Origin of the sequence: Enterobacter cloacae complex sp. P13B (assembly GCF_014895915.1) — a bacterium.
GTDB lineage: Bacteria > Pseudomonadota > Gammaproteobacteria > Enterobacterales > Enterobacteriaceae > Enterobacter > Enterobacter bugandensis.
On the sequence record NZ_JADBQN010000024.1, the window covers coordinates 64,489 to 79,866 of the forward strand.

At 55.1% G+C, this 15,378-nt stretch carries 15 protein-coding genes; 7 read left to right on the forward strand and 8 right to left on the reverse strand.

Going from position 1 to position 15,378, the window contains the following annotated elements:
• The first annotated feature begins 61 nt into the window (after positions 1-61).
• From nadC to hofC, 4 genes are all read left to right on the forward strand, one after another.
• Complete coding sequence (gene nadC, locus IM273_RS11875; RefSeq protein ID WP_193050433.1) at positions 62-955, forward strand: carboxylating nicotinate-nucleotide diphosphorylase; 894 nt, start codon at positions 62-64, stop codon at positions 953-955.
• Between the two features lie 174 nt (positions 956-1,129).
• The gene (gene ppdD, locus IM273_RS11880; RefSeq protein ID WP_193050431.1) at positions 1,130-1,567 is read left to right on the forward strand and encodes a prepilin peptidase-dependent pilin; all 438 of its coding nucleotides are present in this window, start codon (positions 1,130-1,132) and stop codon (positions 1,565-1,567) included.
• A gap of 10 nt (positions 1,568-1,577) precedes the next feature.
• On the forward strand, positions 1,578-2,960 hold the full coding sequence (gene gspE, locus IM273_RS11885) for a type II secretion system protein GspE (RefSeq protein WP_193050429.1): 1,383 nt from the start codon (positions 1,578-1,580) through the stop codon (positions 2,958-2,960).
• Positions 2,950-4,134, forward strand: a complete 1,185-nt coding sequence (hofC, locus tag IM273_RS11890) for a protein transport protein HofC (RefSeq protein ID WP_193050428.1) — start codon at positions 2,950-2,952, stop codon at positions 4,132-4,134. The genes gspE and hofC overlap by 11 nt, the downstream gene beginning before the upstream one ends.
• 41 nt (positions 4,135-4,175) lie before the next feature.
• Here hofC and IM273_RS11895 read toward each other — a convergent pair whose 3' ends face one another.
• Complete coding sequence (locus IM273_RS11895; RefSeq protein WP_028015519.1) at positions 4,176-5,219, reverse strand: GMP reductase; 1,044 nt, start codon at positions 5,217-5,219, stop codon at positions 4,176-4,178.
• A gap of 228 nt (positions 5,220-5,447) precedes the next feature.
• Here IM273_RS11895 and coaE point away from each other — a divergent pair, with 228 nt between their 5' ends.
• Genes coaE through yacG form a run of 3 tightly spaced genes read left to right on the forward strand, consistent with a single transcriptional unit; the run spans position 5,448 to position 7,015 of the window.
• On the forward strand, positions 5,448-6,068 hold the full coding sequence (gene coaE / locus IM273_RS11900) for a dephospho-CoA kinase (RefSeq protein ID WP_028015518.1): 621 nt from the start codon (positions 5,448-5,450) through the stop codon (positions 6,066-6,068).
• Entirely contained in the window at positions 6,068-6,811 is a 744-nt protein-coding gene (gene zapD, locus IM273_RS11905; protein ID WP_193050426.1) for a cell division protein ZapD, read from the forward strand. The genes coaE and zapD overlap by 1 nt, the downstream gene beginning before the upstream one ends.
• A 9-nt stretch (positions 6,812-6,820) precedes the next feature.
• Positions 6,821-7,015 carry a DNA gyrase inhibitor YacG gene (gene yacG / locus IM273_RS11910; protein WP_028015516.1) on the forward strand — a complete coding sequence of 65 codons (195 nt, stop codon included), beginning with the start codon at positions 6,821-6,823 and terminating at the stop codon, positions 7,013-7,015.
• A gap of 34 nt (positions 7,016-7,049) precedes the next feature.
• On the opposite strand, the gene mutT is transcribed toward yacG, so the two are convergent.
• The 7 genes from mutT to ftsQ form a co-directional block, all read right to left on the reverse strand.
• Positions 7,050-7,442, reverse strand: a complete 393-nt coding sequence (mutT, locus tag IM273_RS11915) for an 8-oxo-dGTP diphosphatase MutT (RefSeq protein ID WP_028015515.1) — start codon at positions 7,440-7,442, stop codon at positions 7,050-7,052.
• 57 nt (positions 7,443-7,499) lie between these two features.
• Positions 7,500-10,205: a preprotein translocase subunit SecA gene (secA, locus tag IM273_RS11920; protein WP_049137746.1), complete on the reverse strand. Its 2,706-nt coding sequence runs from the start codon at positions 10,203-10,205 to the stop codon at positions 7,500-7,502.
• 58 nt (positions 10,206-10,263) lie between these two features.
• Positions 10,264-10,767, reverse strand: coding sequence for a secA translation cis-regulator SecM (gene secM / locus IM273_RS11925; protein ID WP_028015513.1), 504 nt, complete (start codon positions 10,765-10,767; stop codon positions 10,264-10,266).
• A gap of 280 nt (positions 10,768-11,047) precedes the next feature.
• Positions 11,048-11,965, reverse strand: coding sequence for a UDP-3-O-acyl-N-acetylglucosamine deacetylase (gene lpxC / locus IM273_RS11930; RefSeq protein ID WP_006810110.1), 918 nt, complete (start codon positions 11,963-11,965; stop codon positions 11,048-11,050).
• Between the two features lie 101 nt (positions 11,966-12,066).
• A complete protein-coding gene (gene ftsZ, locus IM273_RS11935; protein WP_008501978.1) occupies positions 12,067-13,218 on the reverse strand; it encodes a cell division protein FtsZ in 1,152 nt (383 codons plus the stop codon).
• Between the two features lie 63 nt (positions 13,219-13,281).
• Positions 13,282-14,538, reverse strand: coding sequence for a cell division protein FtsA (gene ftsA, locus IM273_RS11940; protein WP_006173845.1), 1,257 nt, complete (start codon positions 14,536-14,538; stop codon positions 13,282-13,284).
• Positions 14,535-15,377: a cell division protein FtsQ gene (gene ftsQ, locus IM273_RS11945; RefSeq protein WP_045259458.1), complete on the reverse strand. Its 843-nt coding sequence runs from the start codon at positions 15,375-15,377 to the stop codon at positions 14,535-14,537. Before ftsQ ends, ftsA begins: the two co-directional genes overlap by 4 nt.
• Between the last annotated feature and the right edge of the window lies 1 nt (position 15,378).

The window sequence follows — 15,378 nt, forward strand, 5'->3', positions numbered from 1 at the left end:
TGACTCGGTTCAGAGTAGCATGTTTCAATATTATGATTCGTTACCAATTTGGAGTTTTATCATGCCGCCTCGCCGCTACAACCCCGACCACCGACGTGAAGCGCTTCTGGAACGTATTAATATGGATATTCCGGCAAGCGTCGCCCATGCGTTGAAAGAAGACCTGGGGGGTGACGTTAACGCCGATAAAGATATTACCGCACAATTGTTGCCAAAAGAGACACGCTCGCACGCGGTCATTATCACCCGTGAGGAGGGCGTTTTCTGCGGCAAGCGTTGGGTTGAAGAGGTCTTTACTCAGCTGGCGGGTGACGATGTACAGGTGACATGGCACGTTGATGATGGTGATGCAGTGACCGCCAATCAGCCGCTGTTCGAGCTGGACGGTCCTTCCCGCGTATTACTGACCGGCGAGCGTACCGCGCTCAATTTTGTCCAAACGCTCTCTGGCGTCGCCAGTGAAGTGCGCCGCTACGTTGACCTGCTGGCCGGCACCCGTACCCAGCTGCTTGATACCCGCAAAACGCTGCCGGGCCTGCGCACTGCGCTGAAGTACGCGGTGCTCTGCGGCGGCGGCGCAAACCATCGTCTGGGCTTATCCGATGCTTTCCTGATTAAAGAGAACCACATTATTGCTTCTGGCTCCGTGCGTCAGGCGGTGGAAAAGGCCTTCTGGCTGCATCCGGATGTGCCGGTTGAGGTGGAGGTCGAAAGCCTGGAAGAGCTGGAGCAGGCGATCAAGGCCGGGGCCGATATCATCATGCTCGATAATTTCGAGACGGAGCAGATGCGCGAGGCGGTGAAACTGACCAACGGCCGGGCCCAGCTTGAAGTGTCCGGAAACGTCACTTTCGAGACGATCCGTGAGTTCGCCGAAACCGGCGTGGATTACATCTCCGTTGGCGCGCTGACCAAGCACGTTCACGCCCTCGATCTCTCAATGCGCTTCAAATAACGCACGCTCCCCTCTCTGCCCGGAGAGGGGAATTTCAGCCTCGCTCGCAAATCCATTGTCCTTCTCTGCAACACGGAATGAATTCTCTGAAGCTCCTTTCTCGTTATCTTTTTTGCCCCTCGTTTCTGCCCTGTCCCGCTGACAAAGTAGCGCCACTTTGCATAAGGAGCAGATATGGACAGACAACAAGGATTCACACTCATTGAGCTGATGGTGGTCATTGGCATTATTGCGATTCTGAGCGCCATCGGCGTTCCCGCCTATCAGAACTACCTGCGTAAAGCAGCCCTCACCGATATGCTGCAAACTTTCGTTCCCTATCGCACTGCCATTGAGCTTTGCGCGCTCGATCGCGGCGGCGTGGAGAGCTGCGATGCCGGCAGTAACGGTATTCCCTCTCCTGCAACGACGCGTTACGTTTCAGGAATGAGCGTGGCAAAAGGGATCGTGACCTTAACAGGCCAGGAGAGCCTGAACGGGCTGACGGTAACCATGACGCCGCAGTGGAGCAACGGCAACGGTATTACGGGCTGGACGCGTGACTGTAATATCAGTGCTGACAGCGCGCTTAAGCAGGCCTGCGAAGACGTCTTCCGCTTCGACACTAACTAAGGAGCGGATAATGAACACCGATCAACTCGTGGCGCTTTGTCTTCGCCACCATGCGCTACTGCTCACCAGCGACAGCGACATGATTAGCATCGCCGTCGTGGGAACCCCCGCGCCTGAACTGATGGAGGCCCTGCGCTTCGCGACCCAGAAGCGGATTGATATCGAATGCTGGAGCGCTGAACGCATGGAAAAGCACCGGCAGTTAACCGCGCAATCGCATCTGCCCGTCGTTTCGCAACCCTACTCTGCGGTGGATATCCTCAACCAGACGCTGCAGCAGGCAGTAAACCAGCGCGCGTCTGACATCCATATCGAACCAATGGAGCACGCGTGCCAGATCCGCTTACGTATCGACGGGGTACTTTATCCGCAGCCTCCCCTTTCCGCCGCGCTGGCGACGATGCTCAGCGCCCGGTTAAAAGTGCTGGGTAACCTGGATATTGCGGAACGGCGCTTACCTCAGGACGGTCAGTTTACGATTGAGCTGACAAACGAGCCGGTCTCGTTTCGTATCGCCACGCTTCCCTGCAACGGCGGTGAGAAAATTGTGCTGCGTTTGCTACATCAGGTTAAGCAGGCGCTGGAGCCGAACGCGCTTGGCATGAGCGCTAAACAGCTGGCCTGTTTTAATGAGGTACTCCACCAGCCTCAGGGGCTAATTCTGGTCACCGGCCCGACGGGCAGCGGCAAAACCGTAACGCTCTACAGCGCACTTCAGGCGCGTAACACCCCTGACGTCAACATCTGCAGCGTGGAGGATCCCATCGAGATCCCGCTTGCGGGGTTAAATCAGACGCAGGTTAACCCCCGCGCGGGCTTAACATTCCAGAGCGTACTGAGAGCGCTGCTCCGTCAGGATCCGGACATCATTATGGTCGGGGAAATTCGCGATGGTGAAACGGCAGAAATTGCCATTAAAGCCGCGCAGACCGGGCATCTTGTATTGTCGACGCTACACACCAACTCGACGACGGAAACCCTCATTCGTCTGGAGCAGATGGGCGTGGCGCGCTGGATGATCTCTTCCGCGCTTTCGATGGTGATTGCCCAGCGGCTGGTTCGGCGCCTTTGCCCGCACTGCCGACAGAAAACAGGGGAGCATACGGACCTGCCGCGCTCGGTTTGGCCGCGGCAACTTCCTCGCTGGCAGCCTGCAGGCTGCGATCGTTGTTATCACGGTTTTTACGGGCGCGTGGCCATTTTTGAAGTACTTGAGATCGATAATCCCCTGCGCCAGGCTATTGCCAGCGGGGCAGGCACCGAGGTGATTGAAGCCAGCGCCCGACAGGCTGGACTCATCTCGCTGTTTGAACACGGCTGCATGGCCGTTGAACAAGGGATGACCACGCTTGAAGAGTTAGTGCGTGTTCTGGGTATGCCCGATGGCTGCTAATCAACTCTGGCGCTGGCGAGCAATCTCCGCTGAAGGAGAATCCCGAAACGGGGTACTCTGGGCCACCGACCGCAACGCAGCCTTCACCAGGCTGATGCGTAACGACCTCCATCCTCTGGCCCTGACCCGATGCGCTCAAAGGCACCGCTGGCGTCCACATCACTGCTACGAGATGTTTCGTCAGCTCGCAACGCTCCTGCAGGCCGGGCTGACGCTCGCGCATAGTCTGCAAATGCTGGCAGACCAACATCCAGTAGAACCGTGGCGGGGACTACTGCAAAACGTTGCCGATGAACTCAGTGAAGGCTGTCCTTTTTCTGAGGCGCTCAAACGGTGGCCAGCGGTCTTTAGCCCACTGCATATCTCAATGGTGAAAACCGGAGAGCTAACGGGGAAGCTTGAAGCGTGCTGCCGAGAGCTTGCAGAGCAGCAAAAAGCGCAGCAGCAGCTCAGCGCGAAGGTGAAAAAAGCGCTGCGCTACCCGGCGATCGTCCTGACGCTGGCCGTGCTCGTCGTGCTGGCAATGGTCACCCTGGTTTTGCCCGAATTTGCCGCGATCTACAAAACCTTTAATACCCCGCTTCCGGCGCTGACGCGAATTGTTATGGGGATAGCCGCGTTTATGCAGTCATATGCCTTTGCGCTGTTCGCGACGCTGCTTGTTCCCGTAACCGCAGCCTGGCCTCTGCGACACCATCCTCGCTGGCAGCGTATTCTGCTGAGTTTTCCCGTAATGGGCGCGCTGGCGAAAGGGCAAAAACTGGGGCAGATCTTCACCGTGCTGTCGCTCACGCAGCAGGCGGGCATTGCATTCTTACAGGGGCTTGAAAGTGCAGAAGAGACTGTTGAAAGCCGGTACTGGCAGGGAATACTCCGCAGCATACGCGAGAACATTGAAAAAGGTCTCCCCGTCTGGTCGTCCTTTCAGAAGGCGGCAATGTTTACCCCGCTCTGTATTCAGCTTTTACGAACCGGTGAGATGTCAGGTTCGCTGGACGTCATGCTGGCAAACCTTGCTCGCCATCACATGGAACAGACCTTTCAACGGGCAGACAACCTGGCGGCGCTTCTGGAGCCACTGCTCCTGGTTGTTACGGGGGTTATCATCGGCACGCTGGTGGTGGCAATGTATCTGCCGATTTTCCATCTGGGTGATGCGATGAGCGCGGGGTAGTGCAGCAGCGCTGGCGCACGAGCATGCGCCAGCGAAAGCCATTACAGGCTATTGAAAACGCGGTTTTCCTGCTCCTGAACGCGAATAAACGTTGTGCGTTTCGTCAGCTCTTTCAGGCGGGATGCACCCACGTAGGTACAGGCTGAGCGCAGACCGCCCAGGATGTCGCGCGCGGTGTTTTCAACCGGGCCGCGCAGAGGCAGCTTCACGGTTTTGCCTTCTGCCGCACGGTATTTTGCCACGCCACCGACGTGGCGGGTCATCGCGGATTCAGAGCTCATACCGTAGAACAGCATGAATTTTTCGCCGTTCTCTTCCACCACGGTGCCGCCGCTCTCTTCGTGGCCTGCCAGCATACCGCCGAGCATCACGAAGTCCGCGCCGCCGCCAAAGGCCTTTGCGACATCGCCCGGCATGGTGCAACCGCCGTCGCTGATGATCTGGCCGCCCAGGCCGTGCGCCGCGTCGGCACATTCAATGACCGCGGAAAGCTGCGGATAACCAACTCCGGTTTTCACGCGCGTGGTGCATACGGAGCCCGGGCCAATGCCCACTTTCACGATGTCGGCACCGGAAAGGATCAGCTCTTCACACATTTCACCGGTCACCACGTTGCCCGCAATGATAGTTTTGGTCGGCCAGGCTTCGCGCGCCTTGCTGACGAACTGCACGAAGTGCTCGGAGTAACCGTTCGCCACATCAATACAAACGAAGCTAAGCGCCGGGTTGGCATTCAGGATCTGTTTGGTTTTCTCGAAATCGGCGTCGGAAGTACCGGTGGAAACCATCACGTGCTTCACCACGTCAGCAGAGGCGGACGCAACAAACGCATTCCACTCTTCAGGAGTGTAGTGCTTGTGGACTGCAGTAAGAATATCGAACTGAGCCAGCGCCGTTGCCATCTCAAAGGTACCGACTGTATCCATGTTGGCAGCAATGATTGGCACGCCAGACCACGTCTGACCGGAATGCTTAAAGGTGAATTGACGTTCGAGTTCAACGTCTGAGCGACTTTTCAGTGTAGAGCGTTTAGGGCGGATAAGAACGTCTTTGAAACCTAACTTCAGATCTTCTTCGATACGCATGTGCGGATTCCTGGGGTTAGAGGCAAATATGTTAAAAGCACAACTCCAGTGACGCTATCATACGCACTAATACCTGCTCCGCAAGACTGCGAAATTCTCTTTTTTTACGCTACAATCCTATAAATTTACCTGGTAAAAAGCCGGTAAAGAGAATCAAACAATTACTGTCGCACGTTTGTTTTTTAAGCAACTGATTTCCATAATGAATAATTCCCAGGATTTGATTTAATGGGGTATATCGTCGCAGTAACCGGCGGCATCGGTAGTGGCAAAAGTACCGTTGCGGACGCGTTTTCTCGTCTCGGCATCGCGATTATTGATGCTGATATTATTGCCCGTCAGGTGGTAGAGCCCAATACACCCGCGCTAAAGGCCATCGCCGACCATTTCGGTCAGGCAATCATCAATGCCGATGGCACACTGAACCGCCGTCAGCTTCGCGAATATATTTTTTCCGATTCTGCGGAAAAAGCCTGGCTTAATGCCCTGCTCCACCCCATTATCCACCAGGAAACTCAGCGTCAGATAGCCGCAGCCCGCTCGCCCTATGTCCTGTGGGTGGTTCCGCTCCTGGTAGAAAATCAGCTGCATAAGAAAGCCAATCGGGTATTGGTGATTGATGTCACACCCGAGACGCAAATCCAGCGAACCATGACGCGCGACCACGTCTCGCGTGAACATGCTGAACAAATTCTTGCCGCTCAGGCCACTCGCGCTCAGCGCCTTGCCGTTGCGGATGATGTTATTGATAATAACGGCGCACCAGATGCCATTGCATCGGATGTTGCCCGCCTGCACGAGCAGTATCTAACCTTCGCCGCGCAGGCCGTTGCACAGGAAAAACCATAATGTCGACTCACATCCTTTTTGAGCACCCGCTTAATGAAAAAATGCGTACCTGGCTGCGCATTGAATTTCTCATCCAACAGCTTTCACAACATCTGCCTGTTAACGATCATGCCACGGCGTTGCACTTCTTTCGCAACGTAGGCGATCTGCTGGATGTGATTGAACGTGGCGATGTCCGCACGGAGCTGTTGAAAGAGCTGGAGCGCCAGCAGCGTAAATTACAGGCCTGGGCCGAAGTACCGGGCGTGGATCAAAGTCGAATTGACGCCTTACGCCAGCAGTTGAAAAACAGCAGCACGACGCTGATGGCCGCGCCGCGCGTTGGGCAATATTTACGAGAAGACCGTTTGATAGCGCTGGTGCGCCAGCGCCTGAGCATACCGGGCGGTTGCTGTAGCTTTGATCTGCCAACGCTGCATATGTGGCTGCATATGCCGCAGGAACAGCGCGATCACCAGGTAAACAGCTGGCTGGGTAGCCTGGAGCCGATGAATCAGACGCTATCGCTGATCCTCGATCTTGTGCGTAACTCTGCCCCGTTCCGCAAGCAAACCAGTCTCAACGGTTTTTATCAGGACAACGGCGACGACGCCGATCTTCTGCGTCTAAATTTGTCTCTTGGCGAGCAGCTTTATCCACAAATTTCCGGGCATAAAAGCCGTTTCGCGATCCGCTTTATGCCGCTGGACAGTGAAAATGGCACCGTGCCGGAACGCCTCGATTTTGAACTGGCCTGTTGTTAAGGAGTGCCAATGTCTGACGTCACCACCGTAAACTGCCCAACCTGTGGGAAAACTGTCGTCTGGGGAGAAGTGAGTCCGTTTCGCCCGTTCTGCTGCAAGCGCTGTCAGCTCATTGATCTGGGCGAATGGGCGGCGGAAGAGAAACGAATTCCGAGCGAAGGCGACCTCTCGGATAGCGATGACTGGAGCGAAAGCCAGCAGTAACGTTCAAAGCCTGCTGGCGATTCGTTCGGCAGGCCTACATGTTTGTCGCTAAGCGGCGGATCACAGGCTCATTGGCTGGCGGGAATTTGTCGGCATCACTGACCTGAAGTTCAACCCAGTTACCCGGCTGTCCCTCTTTTCCCCAGGGTTCACCTTCCCAGCTTTCCACCAGCCAGAACCACAGCGTGATGTGCCTGTCGGGAAACTGATACTCCAGCTTATCGAACAGCGTGGCGCCAAGCGGGGTAATCCCCACCTCTTCCTGCAGCTCACGCACCAGCGCCTCTTCCGGCGTTTCTCCTGATTCGATTTTCCCGCCAGGAAACTCCCACTTGTTCGCCATATGGGCGTCAGCAGCGCGCTGGGTGATGAAGATTTGGTTTTGCGGGTTGCGAATAATCCCGACGGCAATTTGCAGTATTTTCATAGCGTCACTTCCATAAAAAAGGCGCAGATATCTGCGCCTTTTCAGTTAGTTATGTTCTTAGCTCAGGCGGCCGTGGCACGCCTTGTATTTTTTACCGGAACCACACGGGCACGGATCGTTACGACCGACTTTACGATCGCCGGTCTGCGCGGCGATCGCTGCTGCGGCTTCGCTTTCGTCAGTCTGGTGGCTCAGCTGCTGCATCTGCGCCAGACGCTCAGCTTCTTCACGACGCTGCTGCTCCATCGCTTCCACTTCTTCCGGCATGCGCACCTGAACCTTGCTCAGGGTGCTGATCACTTCGTACTTCAGTGACTCCAGCATAGAGGCAAACATGGAGAAGGATTCACGCTTGTACTCCTGCTTCGGATCTTTCTGCGCATAGCCGCGCAGGTGGATACCCTGACGCAGGTAGTCCATCGCCGCCAGGTGCTCTTTCCACAGGGAGTCCAGCGTCTGCAGCATCACGCCTTTTTCGAAGTGACGCATCATCTCAGCGCCAACCACTTCTTCCTTACGCTTATAAACCTCCAGCGCGGTTTCAAAGATACGTTCGCGCAGGGTCTCTTCATGCAGCTCAGGCTCTTTATCCAGCCACTCTTTGATTGGCAGATCGAGATCGAAGTCGTTTTTCAGACGTTCCTGCAGGCCTTCAACGTCCCACATCTCTTCCAGAGACTGCGGTGGAATATGCGCGTCGATGGTGGCTTTGAACACATCTTCGCGGATGCTGTTGATGGTTTCGCTCACGTCGGACACGTCCAGCAGTTCGTTACGCTGGGTGTAGATCGCGCGACGCTGATCGTTGGCCACGTCATCATATTCCAGCAGCTGCTTACGAATATCGAAGTTGCGGCTTTCCACTTTACGCTGGGCGTTAGCGATCGCTTTAGTCACCCATGGGTGCTCAATGGCTTCACCAGGCTTCATGCCCAGCTTACGCATCATGCCGGACACGCGGTCGGAGGCGAAAATACGCATCAGCGCATCTTCCATAGACAGGTAGAAGCGGGAAGAACCGGCATCACCCTGACGGCCCGCACGGCCGCGCAGCTGGTTGTCGATACGACGAGATTCGTGACGCTCGGTACCGATGATGTGCAGACCACCGGATGCCAGCACCGCGTCGTGACGCACCTGCCAGTCGGCTTTGATCTGCTCGATCTGCTCTGGCGTTGGGTTTTCCAGCTCAGCGACTTCAGCCTGCCAGCTACCGCCGAGCATAATATCGGTACCACGACCCGCCATGTTGGTGGCGATGGTCACGGCTCCCGGATAGCCCGCCTGAGCAACAATGTCCGCTTCTTTAGCGTGGAACTTGGCGTTCAGAACGTTGTGCTTGATGCCTGCTTTGGTCAGCTCATTGGAAACCACCTCGGATTTCTCGATGGAGATGGTCCCCACCAGAACCGGCTGACCATTGGCAGTACGGTCGCGAATATCTTCGATGATCGCCTGAATTTTTTCCGCTTCGGTCATGTACACCAGGTCCGGCATATCCTTACGGATCATCGGACGGTTGGTTGGCACCACCACGGTATCCAGCTTGTAGATGGAGCTGAATTCAAACGCTTCGGTATCTGCGGTACCGGTCATCCCCGCCAGCTTCTCATACAGACGGAAGTAGTTCTGGAAGGTGATTGAGGCCAGCGTCTGGTTTTCGTTTTGAATGTCCACGCCTTCTTTCGCTTCCACCGCCTGGTGCAGGCCATCGGACCAGCGACGACCCTGCATGGTACGGCCGGTGTGTTCATCGACAATGATGACTTCACCGTCTTTCACGATGTAGTCAACGTCGCGGGTGAACAGCGCGTGGGCGCGCAGCGCGGCGGTCACGTGGTGCATCAGCATGATGTTGCTCGGAGAGTACAGAGACTCACCTTCTTCCATAATGCCTTCAGCCACCAGCAGCTCTTCGATTTTCACCAGACCGCGTTCGGTCAGGTTCACCTGGCGCGCTTTTTCATCCACGGAGAAGTGGCCTTCACCCTGGAAGGTATCGGAGTCTTCTTTCTCCTGACGCAGCAGGTGTGGAATGATTTTGTCGACTTTACGGTACATGTCAGAGCTGTCTTCGGCCGGGCCGGAGATGATCAGCGGGGTACGCGCTTCATCGATCAGAATGGAGTCAACCTCATCCACCAGCGCATAGTGCAGCTTACGCTGGACGCGCTCTTCCGGGCTGAACGCCATGTTGTCGCGCAGGTAGTCGAAGCCGTATTCGTTGTTGGTGCCGTAGGTGATGTCCGCGTTGTAGGCTTCGCGCTTGGCGGGTGCCGGTAGTCCGGACATGTTGATGCCGACGGTCATGCCGAGGAATTCGAACAGCGGACGGTTGTTTTCGGCATCACGCTGGGCCAGATAGTCGTTGACGGTAACGACGTGAACGCCCTTACCGGTCAGTGCATTCAGGTAAGCCGGCAGCGTTGCGGTCAGGGTTTTACCTTCACCGGTACGCATTTCCGCGATGCAGCGTTCGTTAAGCACCATACCGCCCAGCAATTGAACGTCGAAGTGACGCATGCCGAACACACGTTTACTCGCTTCACGCACAACGGCGAAAGCTTCCGGGATCAGGCTCTCTAAGGTTTCGCCTTTTTCCAGGCGTGCGCGGAACTCCGCGGTTTTCGCCTTCAGCTCATCATCAGAGAGCTTCTCCATCGCCGGTTCCATACCGTTGATGATGTTTACAGCTTTGCGCATACGGCGCAGGGTACGATCGTTACGACTACCAAAAACTTTGGTTAATAATTTGATTAGCATAATAAATTCTCAAACGCCCCAGACGGGCAGATAAATTAAGGTATTGAAAAAGGTTAATTTAGCTGAGGCGTTGAGGCCCGGCACGGATGCCGTGAACCTGGCTAATCCATGTCGAAACGGAGAATGATACAGGAGGAACAAACCAGGTTTGCGCCGTCTGACTCACGGTCACGGGCGGCTGGTTATCCTGCGTCAGAAGCGCATTAAGCGTATCGAGCAGGGCAAGGTGCTGAGCCTGAACCGGCAGCGACTCTTCAGCAACAGGCATCGTCTGCGGCGCCATCGCGAACGACAGATGACGAATAACCGTGCGGATGGCGTGCTGCTGCCAGTAATCAACGGAGAAATTAGGACGACGGCTGGCTTCAAGCCACGCGAGATTAGTAAAGTTAACCCGCGTCGAGAGATCGTGTTTAGTTGTCGTGGAACGTGCTGGCGTCGCCGCTTCCGCACTGTTACTGAGCGCAGGCAAGCCGAAACTCGCCGCGACCATCCCTAATAAGAGATGCGGCCAGAAGTAACGTCTGCCAAATTGTCGCCAGCGCGTCAGTATTCCGCTCACTTGCTCCACCACAATCGCCCGCCAGTGCAGGCTGAGTTCAATTATTCTTTTTTAGCGCCCAGATATTACCACTAAAGCCAATACGCAGCAGCAGGAATGACACCTTGCAGCAGGTAAAAACGGTCAATAATGCAGCGAACACACCGTTATTCGGCACCCGACAATGGCCAGGGAGTAGAGGGGCAAATCAAAGAAGGGCAGAAATAAAAACGACTGGCTTCCCTGGTCGGAGAGAGTACCAGGTGAACCAGTCGCTTTTCTTACGAAACGGCGTTAACCGTTACGCCAGGACCATAGTCGGTGCTTTGAACGCCAGCGGCAGTTCCGCTTCGTCTTCAAAGGTCACATATTCCCAGGCTTCCTGTTTTGCCAGGACGGCCTGCAACAATTTGTTGTTCAGTGCATGACCGGATTTGAACGCGGTAAATGCACCAATGATGTTGTGACCACACATGAACAGGTCGCCGATCGCATCCAGCATTTTGTGACGAACGAATTCATCTTCAAAACGCAGGCCGTCTTCGTTCAGTACGCGATAATCGTCAACAACGATGGCACAATCGAAGCTGCCGCCCAGGCACAGGCCGCGGGACTGCAGATATTCGATATCACGCATGAAGCCAAACGTACGTGCGCGGCTGATCTGGCGCATAAACGCATCAGCAGAGAAGTTCATCGCGTAGCGCTGAGTGCTGGAGTCAATCGCCGGATGGTTAAAGTCGATGGTAAAGTCCAACGAGAAACCATTGTACGGTTTGAATTCAGCCCACTTGTCACCATCTTCGACGCGAACGGTCTCTTTGATGCGAACAAATTTCTTCGCACAGTTCAGTTCTTCGATGCCGGCATCCAGCAACAGATAAACGAACGGCGCAGCACTACCATCCATAATCGGGATTTCTGGCGCATCGACTTCAACAATAATGTTGTCGATACCCAGACCCGCCAGGGCGGCGTTCAGGTGCTCTACGGTAGAAATCCGCACGTCATGCTCGTTCACCAGACAAGTACAGAGCATTGTATCACGCACAGATTTGGCATCGGCCGGAAAATCTACCGGTGGATTCAAGTCGGTGCGACGATAGATGACCCCGGTATTGGCCGGCGCAGGGCGTAACGTCAGTGTGACTTTCTTGCCGGTATGTAAACCGACACCCGTCGCCTGAACGATACGTTTAAGTGTCCTTTGTTTGATCATCGTATAATCTCGCCAAATTAACTATCCAACCGAGAGTGTATATCACTAACGGTGGGCCAGTTTAGCACAAAGAGCGCAAATCCCCAAATTCCAGCCAATTCTTAGTCAGCTTGCTTACGCAGGAACGCCGGGATATCCAGATAATCTGGCTCTTTTGCCGTTTGCGGCGTTGGGTCGTTCACCACTTTCGCGGCCGGTTTTTGCTCCTGAGTCAGAGGAGACATACCGTGCTGCTGGTAACGATCCATTACCGGTTGCTGAGTCTGCTTGTTGGTCACGAGGGTGATCTCAGGACGCTTGTCCATACCGATACCGGTCGCAACAACGGTAACACGCAGCTCGTCGTTCATTTCCGGGTCAAGGGAAGTACCGATTACCACGGTCGCGTTGTCAGAAGCGAACGCGCGGATGGTATTACCCACGGTTTCGAACTCATCCAGACGCAGGTCAAAGCCAGCGGTAATGTTGACCAGCACGCCGCGCGCACCGGACAGATCGATATCTTCCAGCAGTGGAGAAGAGATAGCCATTTCAGCCGCTTCTTCCGCACGGTCTTCGCCGCTCGCCACGCCAGAGCCCATCATCGCGTAGCCCATTTCGGACATGACGGTGCGAACGTCTGCAAAGTCAACGTTCATCAGGCCAGGACGGGTAATCAGTTCTGCGATACCCTGGACCGCACCTTTCAGCACGTCGTTTGCTGCGCCGAAGGCGTCCAGCAGGGAAATACCGCGACCCAGAACTTTCAGCAGTTTGTCGTTCGGGATGGTGATCAGCGAGTCCACATGCTTGGACAGCTCGGTGATACCCTGCTCCGCGAAGGCCATACGCTTCTTGCCTTCAAAATTGAAAGGCTTGGTCACGACAGCAACGGTCAGGATACCTAAATCTTTAGCTACTTCAGCGACAACAGGTGCTGCACCGGTACCGGTACCGCCGCCCATGCCTGCTGCGATGAAGACCATGTCCGCACCTTCCAGTGCAGCACGCAGGGCTTCACGATCTTCTTCAGCCGCGTTGCGACCGACTTCCGGGTTAGCCCCAGCGCCCAGCCCTTTGGTGATGCCACCGCCGATCTGGATAGTCTGGCCTACTGCCGTTTTACGCAGTGCCTGCGCATCGGTGTTAACTGCGAAGAATTCAACACCTTCAATGCGTTCACGCACCATATGCTCTACGGCGTTACCGCCGCCGCCACCGACGCCGATGACTTTAATCACCGCGTCGTTGGTCAGTTCCATAGGTTCAAACATAATTTCTCTCTCCGTTGTGCCTGTCGCCCGAGACCGCTAATTCTCTCCGGTCTCTTTAAAAAATTAAAACTCTTTTCGCAGCCAGTTGTTCAGTCGTTTGACCCACGACCCCACTGAGACGCGTTTTTCCACTTCCGCTTCACCACTGAGATGAGATTCCTTCCCGTAGTGAAGCAGGCCCACAGCCGTTGAATAGTACGGCTCCTGAGCATAATCCGTTAAACCGGTAATATTCAGCGGCGCACCAATACGCACCTGCGTATGGAACACGCGCTGAGCGCAGGCCGCAAGACCTTCAATTTGCGCTGCACCGCCGGTTAATACAATCCCCGCCGCAAGATGATGCTTAACACCCTGCTGACGAAGCTGTTCCTGAAGCTGTAAAATCTCTTCGTTGACCAGGTTGAGCAGCTCGGTATAGCGCGGCTCAATTACCTCTGCCAACGTCTGGCGCTGCAGGCTACGCGGCGGACGGCCACCCACGCTCGGCACCTCAACGCTCTCATCTTTACCAACGATAGACCCCAGCGCACAGCCGTGGCGTACTTTAATCGCTTCTGCATCGCTCGGTGGCGTACCAAAAGCGTAAGCAATATCGCTGGTCACAACGTTCCCTGCGTAAGGGATCACTTTGGTGTGGCGCAGCGCACCGCCGGTATACACGGCCATGTCCATTGTACCACCACCGATATCGACCACACAGACACCCAGTTCACGTTCGTCTTCGGTCAGCACGGAATAACTTGCCGCCAGACCGGCGAAAATAAGTTGGTCAACTTTCAGGCCACAACGTTCAACGGCTTTTACGATGTTCTTCGCCATATCGTTGTGACATGTGATCAGGTGCACTTTTGCCTGCATACGCACGCCAGACAGACCAACCGGGTTCTTGATCCCTTCCTGGTAGTCAATCGCATATTCCTGCGGGATCACGTGCAGCACGCGATGCTCATCGCGAACGCGCACGGACTTCGCCGTATGCACAACGTTTTCAACATCTTCCTGCGTCACTTCTTCTTCAGAAATCGGCACCATACCGATTTCGTTCTGGCAGCTAATGTGCTTGCCAGAAAGGGCCAGATAGACAGAAGAAATCTGGCAATCTGCCATTAATTCAGCCTGGTCGATGGCGCGCTGTACGCATTTCACCACCGACTCAAGGTCGTTTACCCCACCTTTATCCATACCACGGGACGGGCAACTGCCCACGCCAATGATATTGACCATACCGTCGGGCAGAACTTCCCCTACTAAAGCGGCAACCTTCGCGGTGCCAATCTCCAGTCCAACTACCAGTTTTCTGTCCGTCGCCTTGATCATTGTTGTTCTGCCTGTACCTGTGCCTGATTCTGTTGCTGATTAGGTTCCTCGACCGGAGCCGGCTCCCAACCGACTGCTGCGCCTGAGTCATAGCGCAAATCAACGTAGCTTATCCGTTTGCCGTCCGCCTGCGCCTGCTGTTGTAAAACCGGGTAAAGTTCTACAAAACGCGCAAGACGTTTCATTGTGTCGCCGCGTCCCAGGTTGAGCTTAATGCCGTTCGTCAACGTCAGCTGCCAGGAGCGGCGCGCCGTCATCGCAGCATCTTTTAACGTAAACCTGTCCTTCGCCAGCACCTGCCCCATTTCACGAAAACCCTGCAATACTTCGTTTTCGCTGCCTTCAGGGCCATACAACATCGGTAAATTTTGCTTGTTGACACGATCGCTCGGGACGCTGAAGGAATTTCCATCTACGTCAACCATGTGCTGATCATTCCAACGCGCAATGGGCACATATTCAACCAGATGAATCTTCAATTCATCAGGCCATTGTTTTCTGACACTCGCCTGTTTTATCCATGGCAGACGTTCAATCTGGCTCTGGATAATATTGACGTCCTGCGTCATAAAGGTGCCAGGCGATCCCAGCGCCAGAATAGACTGGCGAATATCATCGTTACGCGTGTAGTGACGCTCGCCGGTCACCACCAGCTTTGACAGCGGCAACCGCTGTGCGTCTTCCATCCAGCCCAGCACCATCCAGCCGCTGATAAACACGGTGCACAGCACCCCGAGCAGGAAAATTATTCCTGCAAGACGCGTTCCATTACTCCGGCGTGAAGAAGTGTATTCTTCTTCGTCATCGCGGTTGCGCGTGTTCAATGCAGCCTGAGACATA

What these genes read in the sequence shown, in the direction of transcription:
- gspE (WP_193050429.1), top strand. Translation starts at nt 1,578, where the DNA reads ATGAACACCGATCAACTCGTGGCGCTTTGTCTTCGCCACCATGCGCTA.
- ftsA (WP_006173845.1), bottom strand. Translation starts at nt 14,538, where the DNA reads ATGATCAAGGCGACGGACAGAAAACTGGTAGTTGGACTGGAGATTGGC.
- mutT (WP_028015515.1), bottom strand. Translation starts at nt 7,442, where the DNA reads ATGAAAATACTGCAAATTGCCGTCGGGATTATTCGCAACCCGCAAAAC.
- nadC (WP_193050433.1), top strand. Translation starts at nt 62, where the DNA reads ATGCCGCCTCGCCGCTACAACCCCGACCACCGACGTGAAGCGCTTCTG.
- ftsZ (WP_008501978.1), bottom strand. Translation starts at nt 13,218, where the DNA reads ATGTTTGAACCTATGGAACTGACCAACGACGCGGTGATTAAAGTCATC.
- ppdD (WP_193050431.1), top strand. Translation starts at nt 1,130, where the DNA reads ATGGACAGACAACAAGGATTCACACTCATTGAGCTGATGGTGGTCATT.
- secA (WP_049137746.1), bottom strand. Translation starts at nt 10,205, where the DNA reads ATGCTAATCAAATTATTAACCAAAGTTTTTGGTAGTCGTAACGATCGT.
- yacG (WP_028015516.1), top strand. Translation starts at nt 6,821, where the DNA reads ATGTCTGACGTCACCACCGTAAACTGCCCAACCTGTGGGAAAACTGTC.
- hofC (WP_193050428.1), top strand. Translation starts at nt 2,950, where the DNA reads ATGGCTGCTAATCAACTCTGGCGCTGGCGAGCAATCTCCGCTGAAGGA.
- lpxC (WP_006810110.1), bottom strand. Translation starts at nt 11,965, where the DNA reads ATGATCAAACAAAGGACACTTAAACGTATCGTTCAGGCGACGGGTGTC.
- coaE (WP_028015518.1), top strand. Translation starts at nt 5,448, where the DNA reads ATGGGGTATATCGTCGCAGTAACCGGCGGCATCGGTAGTGGCAAAAGT.
- IM273_RS11895 (WP_028015519.1), bottom strand. Translation starts at nt 5,219, where the DNA reads ATGCGTATCGAAGAAGATCTGAAGTTAGGTTTCAAAGACGTTCTTATC.
- zapD (WP_193050426.1), top strand. Translation starts at nt 6,068, where the DNA reads ATGTCGACTCACATCCTTTTTGAGCACCCGCTTAATGAAAAAATGCGT.
- ftsQ (WP_045259458.1), bottom strand. Translation starts at nt 15,377, where the DNA reads ATGTCTCAGGCTGCATTGAACACGCGCAACCGCGATGACGAAGAAGAA.